General features: G+C 51.8%; 12 protein-coding genes and 5 tRNA genes. 15 read left to right on the top strand and 2 right to left on the bottom strand.

What is annotated here, in order from left to right; all coding sequences use genetic code 11:
• Nucleotides 1–2: 2 nt before the first annotated feature.
• The gene (locus tag MK323_01720; protein MCH2480882.1) at nucleotides 3–770 is read right to left on the bottom strand and encodes an outer membrane protein assembly factor BamD; all 768 of its coding nucleotides are present in this window, start codon (nucleotides 768–770) and stop codon (nucleotides 3–5) included.
• 77 nt (nucleotides 771–847) lie between these two features.
• On the opposite strand from MK323_01720, the gene rluD reads away from it, so the two are divergent.
• The 6 genes from rluD to MK323_01750 all read left to right on the top strand — a co-directional run bounded on the left by rluD (nucleotide 848) and on the right by MK323_01750 (nucleotide 8,148).
• Nucleotides 848–1,798: a 23S rRNA pseudouridine(1911/1915/1917) synthase RluD gene (gene rluD / locus MK323_01725; protein MCH2480883.1), complete on the top strand. Its 951-nt coding sequence runs from the start codon at nucleotides 848–850 to the stop codon at nucleotides 1,796–1,798.
• Between the two features lie 8 nt (nucleotides 1,799–1,806).
• A complete protein-coding gene (gene pgeF, locus MK323_01730) occupies nucleotides 1,807–2,547 on the top strand; it encodes a peptidoglycan editing factor PgeF (GenBank protein ID MCH2480884.1) in 741 nt (246 codons plus the stop codon).
• A gap of 28 nt (nucleotides 2,548–2,575) precedes the next feature.
• Nucleotides 2,576–3,097 carry a TlpA family protein disulfide reductase gene (locus MK323_01735; protein MCH2480885.1) on the top strand — a complete coding sequence of 174 codons (522 nt, stop codon included), beginning with the start codon at nucleotides 2,576–2,578 and terminating at the stop codon, nucleotides 3,095–3,097.
• A 165-nt stretch (nucleotides 3,098–3,262) separates the two neighbouring features.
• Nucleotides 3,263–5,860 carry an ATP-dependent chaperone ClpB gene (clpB, locus tag MK323_01740; protein MCH2480886.1) on the top strand — a complete coding sequence of 866 codons (2,598 nt, stop codon included), beginning with the start codon at nucleotides 3,263–3,265 and terminating at the stop codon, nucleotides 5,858–5,860.
• A 98-nt stretch (nucleotides 5,861–5,958) separates the two neighbouring features.
• Nucleotides 5,959–7,083 (top strand): NDP-sugar synthase, encoded by a 1,125-nt coding sequence (locus MK323_01745; GenBank protein MCH2480887.1) that lies wholly within the window; start codon nucleotides 5,959–5,961, stop codon nucleotides 7,081–7,083.
• Nucleotides 7,084–7,125: 42 nt separating this feature from the next.
• Nucleotides 7,126–8,148, top strand: coding sequence for a tRNA pseudouridine(13) synthase TruD (locus MK323_01750; GenBank protein MCH2480888.1), 1,023 nt, complete (start codon nucleotides 7,126–7,128; stop codon nucleotides 8,146–8,148).
• Between the two features lie 3 nt (nucleotides 8,149–8,151).
• On the opposite strand, the gene htpG is transcribed toward MK323_01750, so the two are convergent.
• Entirely contained in the window at nucleotides 8,152–10,041 is a 1,890-nt protein-coding gene (htpG, locus tag MK323_01755; GenBank protein MCH2480889.1) for a molecular chaperone HtpG, read from the bottom strand.
• A gap of 153 nt (nucleotides 10,042–10,194) precedes the next feature.
• On the opposite strand from htpG, the gene MK323_01760 reads away from it, so the two are divergent.
• The 9 genes from MK323_01760 to lon all read left to right on the top strand — a co-directional run bounded on the left by MK323_01760 (nucleotide 10,195) and on the right by lon (nucleotide 16,872).
• Nucleotides 10,195–10,271 (top strand) — tRNA-Pro (locus tag MK323_01760).
• A 26-nt stretch (nucleotides 10,272–10,297) separates the two neighbouring features.
• A tRNA-Arg gene (locus MK323_01765) sits at nucleotides 10,298–10,374 on the top strand.
• 90 nt (nucleotides 10,375–10,464) lie between these two features.
• Nucleotides 10,465–10,540 (top strand) — tRNA-His (locus tag MK323_01770).
• A gap of 59 nt (nucleotides 10,541–10,599) precedes the next feature.
• Nucleotides 10,600–10,675 (top strand) — tRNA-Lys (locus MK323_01775).
• 85 nt (nucleotides 10,676–10,760) lie between these two features.
• Nucleotides 10,761–10,845, top strand: a tRNA-Leu gene (locus MK323_01780).
• Between the two features lie 53 nt (nucleotides 10,846–10,898).
• On the top strand, nucleotides 10,899–12,215 hold the full coding sequence (gene tig, locus MK323_01785; protein MCH2480890.1) for a trigger factor: 1,317 nt from the start codon (nucleotides 10,899–10,901) through the stop codon (nucleotides 12,213–12,215).
• Between the two features lie 86 nt (nucleotides 12,216–12,301).
• Nucleotides 12,302–12,883, top strand: a complete 582-nt coding sequence (gene clpP, locus MK323_01790) for an ATP-dependent Clp endopeptidase proteolytic subunit ClpP (GenBank protein MCH2480891.1) — start codon at nucleotides 12,302–12,304, stop codon at nucleotides 12,881–12,883.
• 161 nt (nucleotides 12,884–13,044) lie between these two features.
• Entirely contained in the window at nucleotides 13,045–14,322 is a 1,278-nt protein-coding gene (clpX, locus tag MK323_01795; protein ID MCH2480892.1) for an ATP-dependent Clp protease ATP-binding subunit ClpX, read from the top strand.
• Nucleotides 14,323–14,442: 120 nt separating this feature from the next.
• The gene (lon, locus tag MK323_01800) at nucleotides 14,443–16,872 is read left to right on the top strand and encodes an endopeptidase La (protein ID MCH2480893.1); all 2,430 of its coding nucleotides are present in this window, start codon (nucleotides 14,443–14,445) and stop codon (nucleotides 16,870–16,872) included.
• Nucleotides 16,873–16,987 lie beyond the last annotated feature (115 nt).

A 16,987-nucleotide genomic window follows, 5' to 3' on the forward strand; every position in this document is an offset into this window, starting at 1 on the left:
TGTCAGTGATTTTCGGGTAGGTAGCTGCTGTGAGGATAGTTCAAACGAAGCACTCGCTCCGCATCGTGGCCTAACTCGGCCAAACCCATTTCTTTGTAGGCTTCGATCATCACTTCGAGTGCATGTTCAGCAGCCGACGATGTCTGATAGGTTTCCAATACCTGTTTAGCGCGATTGAGTGCAGCGACGTGTGCACCGCGTGCATGGTAATACCGTGCAATTTGAACGTCGTGCATGGCGAGGACATTAACGATCTCTACCAGTCTTTTCTTGGCATCCGGCGCATAGGTGCTGTTGGGAAATCGTGTGACAAGTTCGCGATAGGCGTCAAAGGCGTCGCGTACGGGTCCAGTATCGTGGGCGCTGGGATCACTGCCTGTTATCGCACTCAGAAAGCCGCGTTCAGGCTTAAAGCCAGCTAGACCTTTGAGATAGTAGGCATAGTCGACATTGGCATGGACCGGGTGCATTTGAATGAATCGGTCGGCCTCAGCAATGGCCAATGCGGGCCGGTTGCTTTTGTAATATACGTAGGCGATTTCAAGTTGAGCTTGCTCGGAAAATACGCCGTAAGGAAATCTGCCTTGTAATTTTCGATAGTAGGTGATTGCCTCTTCCCAATATTCTCCCTCTGCCTGTTCACGGGCGGCCTGCAGAAACATTTCCGCGGTCCAGTTCAGAGTTTCGTCTTCGTCCTCCAACAGAGAACAACCTCCAACCAGACTGGTCAGCAGGAGGATTATCAGGGCGAACCTATACGTTTTTGGCATTATTAGAGGAACTCGGTCGTCGTTTCAATAAATTATACTGCTGGCCTGAAGGCACGAGGTAATCGATTGTTGCTCCCATGGAAGATGGCACGACAGTGATGAATGCGGTAATCCCCGATCGCGCGCGCGGGGAGCGACTGGACAAGGTCCTGACAGCGGTATTTCCGCCTTACTCCCGTTCACAGCTACAACTGTGGATCCGGCAAGGGCGGGTAACTATACAGGGACGGATTCCCCAAGGGCGGCAACTGGTATCGGGAGGGGAAGCCGTTCGCCTCGAAGTGCCCCGACCAGAGCCTGTGGCCTGGCAGCCTCAGGACCTGCCACTTGAGCTGGTCTATGAAGATGCCGATATTCTCGTCATCGATAAACCAGCCGGCCTGGTTGTTCATCCGGGTGCAGGTAATCCTGTTGGCACATTGGCTAATGCCATTCTTTATCACTTTCCGGAGCTGGCTGCATTACCCCGTGCCGGCCTGGTCCACCGCATCGATAAAGACACAACCGGCTTGCTGGTTGTAGCTCGAAATGAACATGCCCGCAGCGAGTTGATTCGCGCACTCGAGTGCCACGCGGTGTCTCGGTGCTACCTGGCGGTGGTTGACGGAATACCAATTTCCGGTGGGACCGTGGATCAACCCATTGGTCGTCACCCGCGAAACCGTTTACGGATGGCAGTGAGTCCAGTTGGCAAACCTGCGGTAACACGTTATCGGGTCGAGGAGAAATTTCGTGCTCACGCGCTTATATCGGTTGAACTGGAGACCGGCCGCACCCATCAGATTCGAGTACACCTTTCCTGGGCCGGTTACCCGTTGGTTGGTGATGCACTCTACGGGCGACGTCTCCGCATACCAGCGGGTGCAAGTAATAAGTTCGCCGAAACGCTCCGGGGATTTAAACGACAGGCATTGCACGCCCGCTCACTGACCCTGGCGCATCCGCGAACAGGTGAATCCCTGGATTGGAAGAGCCCAGAGCCGCCTGATCTGGCGCAACTCTTAAGCACTTTGCGCTCAGAGCAGTGATCCGATCCATGACAGAGACTGAGATCGACTATGTAAGCCCACAGTGGTCAGCACCTTTTCATGTGCGGGCACTGACGACGCTGCGTTTAGGGGGATACAGTAAAGGCGATTATCAAGGACTCAATCTCGCTGACCATGTCGGTGACGATGCCGCTCACGTGGCGAAGAACCGCAGCCTGATACGGTCGAGCGCTGGCTGTCCAGCTGACCCGCACTGGCTGGAACAAGTGCATGGCAGTCAGGTTGTTCAACTCGACGATGGCGATTTTTCTGGTCTTGCCGACGGCAGCATCTCCCTTAGCCGTGGGGCTGTCTGTGCCGTTCTAAGCGCCGATTGTGTGCCGTTGTTTATAACCGACAGGCCCGGTCAATTCGTCGCATTACTCCACGTCGGTTGGCGTGGACTGGAAGCGGGAATTGTCGAGTCCGGATTGGACCTTATTCCCCAACCGATGGCCCAAGTTCTCGCCTGGATCGGACCGGCGATTGGGCCCACTGTCTACGAGGTGGGTGATGATGTGCGGGGGCGACTGCTCAAGGTCTGTCGGGATCATGACAGTAATTTCACCAGAACTGAGACGGGCTGGCTGGCAAATCTGCCAGGAATGGTCGAACAGCGCCTCAGACGCGCTGGTGTAGAGACGGTCGGTTCAAGTGGACTGTGCACCTTCAGTGCGCCCGGCAAATGGTTTTCGCATCGTCGATCAGCACCCTGTGGACGCATGGCATCTCTGATCTGGCTGACCTGATCAAACAAGCGGATTTCACGTTCTTTCGATGTTTCTCAAAACATTCCCCCGCGCTGCAAGAAAATTCGCTGAGTGGCTTGCGATTGTGGTGTGCCTGCTACTGTGGACTCCGACAACCAACGCGGTTGAATTTGAACTGCTGGACCTTGGCGGAGATCGTCACCGATTGTCCGATTTTCGAGGCAAATGGGTGGTGATCAACTTCTGGGCGACCTGGTGTGGCCCGTGTCTGAAAGAGATCCCGGAACTCATTACCTTCCAGTCGCGCTATCGATCGGAGGTAGTCGTGGTCGGAGTGAATTTTGAAAACACGCCGCTGGCGGATGTCAAAGAATTCGTTGCGTCGTCAGGTATCAACTACCTGGTGCTTCGCATTGGTAAGGAACCGCTGATACCGTTTGAACCACTCAAAGGCTTGCCCTCAACGTTTCTTGTCTCCCCCGAGGCTGAATACCTTGATGTGGTGGTCGGCGCAGTAACCGTGGCAGAACTTGAGGATTTGATCGTCCAACACCGAGGCCGCACGGCTCATAGCGCAGAGACCGTCTGACGCAGGTCACAACCAGGTGTTTGGTGCGGTCTTGTTGAACTGCACCCTTTTTTGCGCGCGACTGCCCAGGGAATATCGGGTCAGTGCTTGATTTGAGGCCTGTCTGGCCCCATTTTAGATGTATGCAGAGTTCAGAACCCTATAGCTTTTGTCACGGAGCTTACTATGCGAATGGACAAGTTAACTTCTAGATTCCAGTCGGCTCTGTCGGATGCCCAGAGTCTGGCGGTCGGCCGTGACCATCAATTTATCGAGCCGCTGCACCTGATGGTGGCTCTGCTGGAGCAGGATGGCGGCGGTACACGCCATCTGTTGACGCAGGCAGGTGTCCAAGTCCATAAGCTGCGTTCGCAACTCAGTGAGGCTATCGAACGACTGCCCAAAGTTGAAGGCAGTGAAGGTGATGTTCAGCTGTCTAACGAACTTGCGCGTCTTTTAAATGTGAGCGACAAGTTCACCCAGCAGCGGGGCGATCAGTACATCTCTAGCGAGATGTTCATATTCGCGGCAGTCAAAGCAAACACTGAACTCAGCCGGCTGTTACAGATAAATGGAGCGGACCCTAAGGCTGTTAATGATGCAATCGACACAATGCGAGGTGGTCAGCAGGTTGATGATCCGAATATGGAAGACCAGCGTCAGGCGCTGGATAAATACACTATAGATCTTACCGAACGGGCCGAACAAGGCAGGCTCGATCCGGTAATAGGCCGGGATGACGAGATCCGCCGTACCGTGCAGGTACTTCAGCGAAGAACCAAGAATAATCCGGTGCTGATCGGAGAGCCAGGCGTTGGAAAAACAGCAATCGTCGAAGGTTTGGCACAGCGCATTATCAATGGAGAGGTTCCCGAGAGCCTTCGTGGCAAGCGGCTGCTGTCGCTTGACATGGGGTCACTGATTGCCGGTGCCAAGTTTCGAGGCGAATTTGAGGAGCGTCTAAAGGCGGTATTGAGTGATCTGGAAAGGCAGGGAGGCCAGATCATACTGTTTATCGATGAGTTACATACGATGGTGGGTGCCGGGCGAGCTGAAGGCGCCATGGATGCGGGCAACATGCTCAAGCCAGCGCTTGCGCGTGGCGAGCTGCACTGTATCGGTGCCACAACCCTGGATGAATATCGTACTCACCTGGAGAAGGACGCCGCCCTGGAACGACGTTTCCAGAGAATTTTGGTTGTCGAACCGAGTGTAGAGGATACAGTGGCCATCTTGAGAGGTCTCAAGGAAAAATACGAAGTACATCACGGTGTTGACATTACCGATCCTGCGATTGTTACCGCCGCGACTCTCTCACATCGTTACATCGCTGACAGAAAGTTACCTGACAAGGCGGTTGATCTTATCGATGAGGCAGCCAGTCGAATTCGTATGGAGATAGATTCCAAACCAGAAGCGATGGACAAGCTGGATCGTCGGCTTATACAGCTGAAAATTGAACGTGAGGCGCTCAACCGGGACACGGATGAGGCAAGCCAGAAGCACTTGCAGGGTTTGGACAGCGAGATTTCCGATCTGGAGCGGCAGTATGCTGACCTCGAAGAGATCTGGCGTGCTGAAAAGGCCGCAGTCTACGGCGTTCAACACGTTAAGGAAGAACTTGACCGTTCAAGACAGGCGCTGGAAACAGCCCGACGTGCTGGTGATCTGGGCCGGATGTCTGAATTACAGTATGGCCGCATCCCGGAACTGGATAAAGCGCTCGAAGCCGCCAGTTCTGTAGAAAGTGACACACAGCTTCTACGCAATCGGGTCGGCGCCGAAGAAGTTGCCGAAGTCGTTGCCCGGTGGACCGGCATACCTGTTTCAAGAATTCTTGAAGGCGAGCGTGAAAAACTGTTACGGATGGAAAATCAGATCCACGAACGGGTCATAGGGCAGGACGAGGCAATTCGTGTGGTCGCAGACTCGGTTCGACGGTCACGCGCTGGTCTGTCTGATCCAGGTCGACCCTACGGTTCCTTTCTTTTCCTCGGACCAACCGGTGTCGGTAAGACAGAGTTGTGCAAGGCACTGGCTGAATTTCTGTTTGACAGCGAAGACGCGATGGTTCGGATTGATATGTCCGAATTCATGGAGAGGCATGCGGTCGCCCGGCTTATCGGTGCCCCACCGGGGTATGTCGGTTATGAGGAAGGCGGTTATCTGACCGAAGCCGTCCGACGACGGCCCTATTCAGTCATCCTTCTCGACGAGGTCGAGAAGGCGCATTCTGAGGTTTTCAACATTCTCCTTCAGGTGCTTGACGATGGTCGTCTCACTGATGGTCAGGGCCGAACGGTCGATTTCCGAAATACGATCATCATCATGACATCGAACCTGGGGTCAAATCAGGTTCAGCAACTGGCCGGCGAAGACAACTACCAGGCTATGACAGCTGCTGTAATGGACGTGGTCAGGCAGCATTTCCGACCCGAATTTGTCAACCGGATTGATGAGATGATGGTGTTTCATCCGCTAAGCCGTCTGCAGCTCGGCGAGATCGCAAGAATACAGATTGCCCAGCTGGCACGACGGTTGGCAGACCGGGATCTACATCTGCAGGTCAGTAAAAAAGCGATCGAGCGCTTAGCCGACCTGGGTTTCGATCCGGTTTATGGTGCACGACCACTCAAACGCACGATACGGTCAGAACTAGAGAACCCGCTCGCGCAGTCGATCTTGTCCGGTCAGTTCACCAGTGGTGATACGATTGTCAGTGATTTTGACGGTACAGGTTTTACTCTGAAGCGCTACACCCAGCCCAGCGTGCAGGTCGCCTGAATTCACCATTAATCCGGTCGCCGCTTTGTCATTCGTGATTTGGTTACGCTGCCCGGTGGCAGTAGAATCTGCTGAATCCTAGCTTAGCGGTTTAGTTTATGAAGGCAATGATTCTCGCTGCCGGTAAGGGCACACGGGTCCAGCCACTGACGTACAAGATGCCCAAACCAATGATCCCTGTTCTGGGTAAGCCCGTCATGGAGTATCTGGTGGAGCAATTGGCCCGACACAGTTTCGATCAGATCATGGTGAATGTCAGTCATCTCGCACATACCATTGAGAACTATTTTGGCGACGGTCGCCGATGGGGGGTCGAGATTGGCTACTCGTTTGAGGGCTATCTTCAGGATGGCCATACGGTGGCTCAGCCAATCGGTTCTGCCGGGGGTATCCGCCGGATCCAGGATTTTGCCGGGTTTTTCGATGACACCTTTCTGGTGGTTTGTGGCGACGCTTTGATCGATCTTGATCTTACTGAGGTTCTACGCAGTCACTGGAAGTCCGGAGCGATCGCAAGTGTTGTTGTCAAAGAGGTGCCCAGACAGCGGGTCTCCAACTACGGTGTCGTCGTCTGTGATGACGCTGGGCGTATCGTGTCATTCCAGGAAAAACCTGAGCTGGAAGAAGCCCGTTCCAATCTGGTCAACACTGGAATCTATGTTTTCGAACCCGAGGTTGTTGAACACATTCCGGTCGATGAGGAATATGATATTGGCAGTCAGCTGTTCCCCCAGCTCCTTGCCGAAGGATTGTCTTTTCACGCAATCAGTGCACCTTTTAACTGGATTGATATCGGCCAGCTGAGTGACTACTGGGAAGCTAATCAGCAGCTCATGCGCGGTATGCTCAAAGGTGCACTGATGCCGGGTAAAGAACGCCTACCCAGGATATGGACCGGGTTGAACGTTAATGTGGACTGGGATGAGATCCGGGCAGAAGGTCCAATCTATGTCGGATCAGGAACCCGGATCGAACCAGGATGTGAAATTATCGGTCCGACCTGGATCGGTCAGGGATGCCTCATCGAAAGTGGTGCCCGTATATCTCGAAGTATACTGTTTGAATACAGTCGTCTTGGTTCACGTGCCCGGGTGACGGAATCTCTTGTGTTTGGCCAGAACTGTGTTGATCAAAACGGTAACCCGATATCTGACCTCAGTGGGAATCTGGACTGGGTCGGCGATGCGCGGGAATTCAGTGGTAGTCCCAAGGAAGCAGCCTGACACTATACCGGTGCGGCGGCACACTTCAAGTTGAGTTGAACTATGCCTGTGGATCTGCCCTTTATGGTCGACCGGCCGCAAGCTTCAGCACGCATAAAAGTCAGTCCGGAGCACTTCAAAGTCGATGAGATTTTGGGATTTGAACCCGATGGAACAGGGCAGCATTACCTGTTTAGGATTCTTAAGATCAATCGAAATACTGCCGATGTTGCGCGCGAGTTGTCACAAATATTTGGTGTGCGGTTAGTGGATGTTGGCTATTCCGGGCGAAAAGATAAACAGGCTGTAGCCAGGCAGTGGTTCAGTGTACCGGCCCAGAGCGTCGGTGCTGCCTCCAGTCCCATCGCGGGTCAAGGCTGGAACGTGGAAAAGCAGTGCAGGCATGGTAGAAAGCTGCGGCGCGGCAGTCATCGTGGCAATGCTTTTGACATTCGTCTGAGTGAGTTTAAAGGCTGTGCATCAGATCTAGAACAACGTGTTCTGAACCTTCAGCGCCGGGGTTTCCCAAACTATTTTGGAAGCCAGCGATTTGGCCACCGGGGTAGAAATATCGGTGAAGCGCGCAGGATCTTGGGTACCGATGCTGTTCGACTTCGCCGGCCCAGCCATCAGATGTTGCTTTCAGCAGCGCGGAGCTGGTTATTCAATATCGTTCTTGGTCAAAGACTGCGTGAAAGTACGTGGGCTCGGCCTCTGCCTGGTGACATCATGATGCTTGATGGCAGCCGATCCCACTTTACTGCTGAGCAGGACGACCCGTTGCTTCCGGAGCGGTTGGCCGGTCTGGATGTTCATGTCAGTGGCCCTTTATGGGGAGACGTAAAAGCTGTCCAGGGTCAGCCAGCTTGGCAGCGTGAGTGCAGTTGGCTTGAAGGCGAAGCAGAATTACGGGATAGTGTTGCCCGAACCGGTGTAAAACCGGCACGGCGCGCACTACGCGCTACCTTCGATGACCTGGTTCTGAAGTGGACCCACGACAGAAATCCCAGGCTCGTATTTACGCTGGGTCGTGGTTGTTATGCGACTTCTTTGCTGCGCGAACTGGTACTATTTGACCTTCCATGAACCTCAGGTTGTTAGCAGACTGGCCCGGGCCAGTAAGTCGTTCACTCGTTTGACATAGGCTGCCGGTTCGGAAAGCCGCGCGCCTTCGCTCAATGCAGCTTGGTCAAAAAGAACCATAGACCATTCTTCCAGTCGCTCGTGCTCAGGCGCCAGTTGTTTGATGAGCGGGTGGTCAGCATTAATTTCCATAATCGGTTTAGCGTCCGGCGCATCCTGTCCCATGGCCTGCAGGATGCGCTCGAGGTTGCCGCCGAGATCATGTTCGTCGGCAACCAGGCAAGCCGGTGAATCTGTTAAACGATGGCTCACACGGACTTCCTTTACCCTGTCACCAAGTACTGCTTTTATCTTTTCCACCAGTCCGGCAAGGTCTTTGCCTTTTTCCTCGGCGGCTTTTTTCTGGTCATCGCTTGTAAATTCATCCAGGTCCAACGCACCCTTTGCTATCGATTTCAAAGATTTTTCCTCATAGTTACTGAGGGAAGTAACGAGCCACTCGTCAACTGGGTCCGTTAGTAGAAGAACTTCGATATTGTTCTTTCGGAATATCTCCAGATGTGGCGATGAGCTGGCTGCTGCGTATGACTCTGCCGTGACAAAGTAGATTCCCTTCTGTTTCATCGGCATCCGTTTAACGTAATCCGCCAGCGATACTGTCTGTGTTTCTTCATCGTCATGGGTTGTGCAGAAACGCAATAATTTGGCCAGGGGTTTCTGGTTCTCCTGGTCTTCGACCATGCCTTCTTTTAGAACTTTGCCAAATTCCTTCCAAAACTGTGCGTAGGTGTCTGGATCGTTTTCGGCTATCCGTTTCAGCTCGTTGAGAACTTTTTTTACCGAGGCTGTGCGAATCCGGTCTATGTTTTTGTTGTTCTGTAGAAACTCGCGGGAGACATTAAGCGGCAGATCAGCTGCATCAACCACGCCCCGAACAAACCGAAGATAACTTGGCATCAGGTACTTGGCATCATCGAGAATAAAGATTCGACGCACGTAAAGATTGATACCGTGCCGCTGCTCGCGGTCCCATAAATCAAACGGCGCCTTTGATGGAATAAAGAGCAGCGATATGTACTCGAGATTACCTTCAACTCTATTATGCAGCGTGACGAGCGGGGCCTCGCTGTCATAACTGATGTTGGTGTAGAACTGTTTGTATTCTTCCTCCGTAATTTCAGTTTTCGGTCTAGACCACAACGCTGCACCTTTGTTGACTGTTTCCCACTCCTCTTTTCGTTTTTCATCCGAACTCAGCATCTTGATCGGCAGAGAGATATGGTCGGAGTATTTTCCGATGATATTGCGGAGGCGATACCCTTCGGCAAATTCTTTATCTTCTTTGCGAAGATGTAGTGTAATTTCTGTACCTCGTTCAACACGGGTGGTATTTTCGATCGTGTATTCACCGCTGCCGTCTGATGTCCAGCGGACTCCTGTCTCAGGTTCTTGACCGGCTTTGCGTGTCAAGAGTTCGACCTTTTCTGCGACCAGGAAAACCGAATAGAAACCGACTCCAAATTGACCAATCAGACGTGTGTCTGCGGATTGGTCGCCACTGAGTGAATCCAGAAACTGGCGGGTGCCTGATCGGGCGATTGTACCGATGTTGTCGATTACTTCAGCCTTCTCCATACCGATTCCATTGTCGCGCACAGAGACCGTTCTATCCTTCTCATTGAAGCTGATGTGCAGAGACAGTTCATTACTGTTCTCCAGCAGTTGTTCATCTGTCAATGCTGAAAATCGCAGCCGGTCACACGCGTCCGAGGCGTTGGAGATCAGCTCTCGAAGAAAGATCTCCTTGTTCGTATACAGTGAGTTAATCATCAACTGTAATAGCTGATTCACCTCGGTCTGAAAACTTCGGGTTTCAACGGTTTGTTCAGTTGTCATCGGTCATGGGTCCTTACTGATGTGGGGCTTGATCGAACGATCTTTGTGACTATCTACAAAAAATGGGGGCTGTGGGATGGTAAATCAAGTCATCCATGATCGGCCCCGTGGCCAATTTCCGGTAGAATCCGCCTCGGATGTTTTTTGACGAATCGGGGCATGGCGCAGTCTGGTAGCGCACCTGCTTTGGGAGCAGGGAGTCGGGGGTTCAAATCCCTCTGCCCCGACCATTAACTGGGAACCTCAGGAGAGCCGGGCGCCCGTAGCTCAACCGGACAGAGCAACGGCCTTCTAAGCCGTAGGTTACAGGTTCGAGTCCTGTCGGGCGTGCCAATTTGGTGACGTGACCTCTTGAACAGCTGGATTCGCTGGCTTTAACATCCTGAATTGTTGGATAATTGCCGATCTGGTTATCCGAATATGGTGATCGTAGCTCAGTTGGTAGAGCCCCGGATTGTGGTTCCGGTCGTCGTGGGTTCGAGTCCCATCGGTCACCCCAGACTTGCAACAACCAAGATACGATCGGCAATTTATGGGATTGCCACTGGAGCACAGTGAGGGCCGTTAGCTCAGTTGGTAGAGCAGCTGACTCTTAATCAGCGGGTCGCAGGTTCGATCCCTGCACGGCCCACCAGAACTGGTGAAAAATGCAAATTGCTAAAACATATATGATCAATTTCAGCTTCTGGCCTCATTCTCAAGTCTGTACAGGATCAGATGCGAAAGTGGCGGAACTGGTAGACGCGCTGGCTTTAGGTGCCAGTGGGGTAACCCGTGGGAGTTCGACTCTCCCCTTTCGCACCAGCGTTTCAAGTTATTAATCAGGGTCCACCTCCTACAATCAGGAATACCATCGTATGGATGTCTCTGTTGAAAATACCGGTGCAATCGGCAGGAAAATGATAGTCAAAATTCCTGCGGCAGATCTTGATCAGAATATTCAGTCAAGGCTGTTAACGCTGGCGAAGACTGTAAAACTTCCAGGCTTTCGGCCCGGCAAGGTTCCACTCAAGGTAGTTGAAGCGAGGTATTCTGAGCAAGTCCTGCATGAAGCAGCCGAAGAACTGATCAGTTCAAGCTATCGTGATGCGGTCGTGCAGGAATCTGTTGATGCAGCGGGCCCACCATCAATTGAACCCAGGACGATGACACGCGGCCAGGATCTTGAATATGTGGCCACATTCGAGGTGTTTCCCCAGATTCCCCGAACTGATATTGCCGGCAAATCGATTGTTCGTAATTCCTGTCAGCCAGGAGAGGGGGATGTGGGTCGAACAATCGAAACTTTGCGCAAACGCCAAACAATCTGGGAGGCAGATGAATCAGCAGCTGAGGAGGGTGACCGCCTGTTGATTGACTTCAAAGGTTCCGTGAACGGAGAACCTTTCGAAGGCGGGGAAGCGGAAAACTATCCCGTTATACTGGGGGGAAGTACGTTGCTGCCGGAGTTTGAGGAGCAGTTAAATGACCTGAAGACAGGTGACCAAAGTACAGTCGAACTGACTTTTCCTGATGATTACCCAAACGAAGAGATTGCGGGTCAACCGGCAAAGTTTAGTATCGATGTTCGTGAGGTTGCAAAACCGAAACTACCTGAGATCGACGAGGATTTCATAAAGAGTTTTGGTGTGGAAGAAGGTACCGATAAGGCATTCCGCAGCCAAATCCTGGAGAATTTGGAGAAGGAATGTTCGCAAAAAATTCGCAGTGACACCCATGAAGCGGTGATGGGGGCACTTCTCCTGGAGAATGATTTCGAAGTGCCAGAGGCCCTGGTCCGGGAAGAGACTGAGCGGTCGGTTATGGCTGCCCGGGCCCAGATGCGTCAGCAGGGCTTGCCTGCGGATACGCCAGTCGATCCAGAACAGTTCAAGAATTCAGCCGAAAGACGTGTACGACTTGGATTGGTCATGCATGAAATCGTAAAACAGCGAGAAATAAAGCCAGACGATAATGCTGTTCGCCAGCGACTGGAGGACATGGCGTCTAGCTATGATGATCCTCAACAGTTCATTAAGTGGTACAGTGAAGACAGGGGTCGCTTGTCGCAGGTTGAGGCCGCAGTCGTCGAGGATTATGTTGTGGAAGCGTTGCTGACCGACGCTGACGTTACCGATACCGAGGTAAGCTTTGAGGACTTAATGAACCCGACTGTAGCTGACACTACCCAATAGTGATCCGGGTCGATCATATTGATAGAGGTGAAACTGTGACAGATTATTCCAAGCAACCCGCCCTGACTGCACCCCAGAATCTCGGTTTGGTGCCGATGGTTATCGAAACCACTGGCCGAGGCGAACGTGCCTACGATATCTACTCTCGTCTGCTCAAGGAGCGGGTCGTATTTATTGTCGGCTCGATTACCGACCATGTGGCCAACCTGGTTGTCGCACAACTACTGTATCTGGAATCAGAGAACCCGGACAAGGATATTCATCTTTATGTCAACAGTCCCGGCGGTGAGGTGAACGCAGGTCTTGCCGTCTACGATACCATGCAATTCATAAAACCTGATGTCAGCACCGTTTGCACGGGTCAGGCTGCGAGCATGGGTGCAGTGATTCTTGCCGGCGGCGCTTCGGAAAAGCGGTTTGCACTACCGCATTCACGAATCATGATCCATCAACCTTGGGGCGGGTTCCAGGGCCAGGCCACAGATATTGATATTCACGCCAAAGAGATTCTGAAAATCCGTGAACGTTTAAACCAGATACTTTCCAAACATACCGGACGTGACCTAGATGTTGTTCAGAGTGACACTGAGCGGGACAACTTTATGAGCGGAGATGAGGCTGCAGAATACGGCATTATTGACCGGGTAATTAGTCAGCGTGAAGGCTAGTGATTATCACGCCAAGAACCCCGATTGTGTAGCCCTTGCATTCACGCTATAAAGACTGCATCTTACATAGGTGGTAAATTTTTTTGAAGACGACCCACGCGCCTGAAGATCTGGCCTGGGCGGATCATTACAGAGTTAACAGTTGATATTGGGGAGGTAGCATGGCCGGAAACGATGGCGACAACAAAGATGACAAGCTTCTCTATTGTTCTTTTTGTGGAAAGAGCCAGCACGAAGTTAGAAAGCTGATAGCGGGCCCATCGGTTTTTGTCTGTGATGAGTGCGTGGAACTCTGTAACGAGATTATTCGTGAAGAGGCCGAAGATGTAGAAGCCGAGGCTGCTCGCGAGGCAGCTTATCCGACCCCGCAGGAAATCTGTGAGCGGCTGGATGATTACGTCATCGGCCAGACAGAGGCAAAGAAAGTCCTTTCAGTGGCCGTATACAATCACTATAAGCGGATTGAGAACGCAGAAGCTGTAGGCGAAGTCGAAATCTCAAAAAGCAACATTCTGATGATCGGGCCGACCGGATCAGGTAAAACCTTACTGGCCGAAACGCTGGCCCGGGAACTCAATGTACCGTTTACGATTGCCGATGCAACCACTCTCACAGAGGCCGGTTATGTCGGAGAAGATGTTGAAAACATCATTCAGAAGCTGCTCCAGAAGTGTGATTATGATGTGGAAAAAGCCCAGGCTGGGATTGTTTATATCGATGAAATCGACAAGATATCGCGTAAATCAGATAACCCATCTATTACCCGTGATGTTTCTGGGGAAGGCGTTCAACAGGCGCTACTTAAACTGATCGAGGGCACTGTCGCTTCGGTACCACCACAAGGTGGCCGCAAACACCCGCAGCAGGAGTTTCTACAGGTCGATACCCGAAACGTGCTGTTTATTTGTGGCGGCGCATTCTCAGGACTCGAGAAGGTCATTCAGCAGCGCTCTGAAAAGTCAGGTATCGGTTTTGGTGCGGACATCAAAAGCATCTCAAATGCTAATCGTATAAGTAAATTTCTACCTGACCTCGAACCCGAGGATCTGATCAAGTATGGACTGATACCCGAGTTTGTCGGCCGCATGCCGGTGATCGCAACACTCGAGGAACTGGATGAGGAAGCCTTGATAACGATCCTGACCGAGCCCAAAAATGCACTGATCAAGCAATTTGGCAAACTATTTGAACTTGAAAATGTGGAACTTGAAATTCGACAGGATGCTCTAATAGCTGTTGCAAAAAAGGCTATGGATCGAAAGACTGGTGCCCGCGGACTGCGTTCTATATTGGAGAAAGCACTGCTGGAGACCATGTTTGTATTGCCATCAATGAACGACGTGAGCAAGGTGACGGTAGATTCCAGCGTGATCGAAGACAGCTCTCAGCCGCTATATGTTTTCGAAGAAGAACCACGAAAAATTTCACAGCGGTCTTAAATTGAGTTGAGACGCGATTTCACCTTGAATTAACAGGGCGATGCCCCCAGATTAGATGTGACACCAGCGCACGACTGGCTTGACGCGCTTTAAACGGAATACAGAACACACGGATCAAACATGACTGACGATACCCAAACTGAAGTATTGGAGCCACAGGTTCGCTATCCCATGTTGCCGTTGCGTGATGTCGTGGTGTTTCCACACATGGTGATCCCGCTCTTTGTCGGTCGGGAAAAATCGATTAAGGCACTCGACTACGCCATGGAATCTGGCAAGCAGATTTTTCTTGCGGCCCAGCATGACGCTGCAGATGACGACCCGTCACCTGAGCAAATTTATGAGGTCGGTACGGTGGCCAATATTCTGCAGCTCCTAAAACTACCCGATGGCACCGTAAAGGTTCTGGTGGAGGGAACTGCCAGAGCCGCAATCGTCAGATATGTTCAATCTGAAGAAACCTTTGAAGTCGACGCTGTTGGCATCAACGATGAACTGATCGATGAGCGCGAGTCTGAAGTTCTGATTCGAACGGTGGTTACCGAATTTGAACAGTACGTCAAACTCAACCCAAAAATTCCACCGGAGGTACTGACATCCTTGAGTGGCATTGAGGAACCCGGTCGGCTTGCCGATACGATCGCCGCTCATCTGACGTTAAGAAACGAAGAAAAACAAAAGATCCTTGAGTACGCCAGTTCACGTGAGCGGCTGGAACATATTCTGGGCATCATGGAATCCGAAATCGACCTCCTTCAGGTCGAGAAACGGATTCGTGGGCGAGTCAAGAAGCAGATGGAAAAAAGTCAGCGTGAGTATTACCTGAATGAGCAGATGAAAGCGATTCAGAACGAGCTCGGCGAAATGGAAGACGCCCCCAATGAAATGGATGAGCTGCAGAAAAAAATCGAAGAAGCTGGCATGTCCAAAGAGGCACTGGAAAAGGCCGAATCAGAACTGAAAAAACTTCGCATGATGTCGCCGATGTCAGCGGAAGCGACAGTTGTCCGAAATTACATCGACTGGTTGGTGCAGGTGCCGTGGAAAAAGAGGACGCGAGTCTTGAAGGATCTCGCCAAGGCCGAGACTATTCTTGAGCGAGATCACTACGGGCTGGAGAAAGTCAAGGAGCGGATACTGGAATATCTGGCTGTACAACAGCGAATCAACAAAGTCAGAGGCCCCATTCTGTGTTTGGTTGGACCGCCAGGCGTCGGCAAGACATCACTGGGTGAATCAATAGCGCGAGCAACAAATCGCAAGTTCGTACGCATATCACTGGGTGGAATGCGCGACGAGGCTGAAATACGCGGTCACCGCAGAACCTACATCGGGTCACTACCGGGAAAAATTCTTCAAAACATGTCAAAAGCAGGAACGAAGAATCCTTTGTTCATGCTTGATGAAGTCGACAAAATGTCGATGGACTTTCGAGGGGATCCGTCGTCTGCCCTGTTGGAAGTGCTCGACCCGGAGCAAAACAACAAGTTCGGTGACCACTATCTTGAGGTCGACTATGATCTTTCTGAGGTCATGTTTGTGGCAACAGCCAATACCTTGAACATACCCAGTCCATTACAGGATCGGATGGAGATCATCCGTATCTCGGGGTACACCGAAGATGAGAAAATCAAAATAGCAACGCGTTATCTTGTCCAAAAGCAGAAACGGAACAACGGTCTTAATGATGAAGAGATCATTTTTCACAAATCTGCTCTGGTAGATATCGTTCGTTACTACACCCGGGAGGCTGGTGTCAGGTCACTCGAGCGGGAAATCGCCAAAATCTGCCGCAAAGTTGCTAAGGAACTGATTCTCAACGAGATAAAACAGACTGTGAAAGTCACCAGTCGGTCCTTACAGAAATATCTGGGTGTCCGCCAGTTTCGTTATGGCAAAGCTGAACTCGAAAACCGGGTCGGACAGGTGACTGGTCTGGCATGGACCGAAGTCGGTGGAGAACTTCTAACAATAGAAGCAGCGGTGATGCCCGGTAAAGGTAAGCAGAGCTATACCGGTAAGCTAGGAGATGTCATGCAGGAGTCGATTCAGGCCGCGATGACTGTGCTTCGCACCCGATCCAGACAGTACGGCATAGACCGGGATTTCTACCAGAAACAGGATGTGCACATACATGTACCCGAGGGTGCCACACCTAAAGATGGGCCAAGTGCGGGAATTGGAATGTGTACGGCGTTATTGTCTGCAATCTCCGGTATTCCAGTACGTTCTGACCTCGCCATGACGGGTGAGATCACATTGCGCGGTGAAGTGCTGCCTGTAGGGGGTCTTAAGGAAAAACTACTGGCTGCACATCGGGGCGGCATCAAAGTTGTACTGATCCCCCATGAAAATGAAAAAGAGCTGGTGGAGATCCCCAATAATGTGAAGGCGGGTCTGGAGATCAAACCGGTTCGCTGGCTAGACGAAGTTTTTGGGTTTGCGCTTGAAAGACTCCCAGAACCAATCGATGACAATGCTGATGAGGCAAACGTTGATTCGGCCAATGAAGACAGCCCAGCCACGCGCGATCGTCCGGTGGCCCACTGACCGCCTGGCCGTTGTTGCGGGGCAGTTTAAGACCTCACTGATGTGCATAATGTCTGTAGATTCACCTTACAAATCAGCCTTCTTAAGCGGGTTCTTCCTGTAAGTTATTAATCTG

The sequence above is a fragment of the Gammaproteobacteria bacterium genome, assembly GCA_022450155.1.
Classification (GTDB): domain Bacteria; phylum Pseudomonadota; class Gammaproteobacteria; order Arenicellales; family UBA868; genus REDSEA-S09-B13.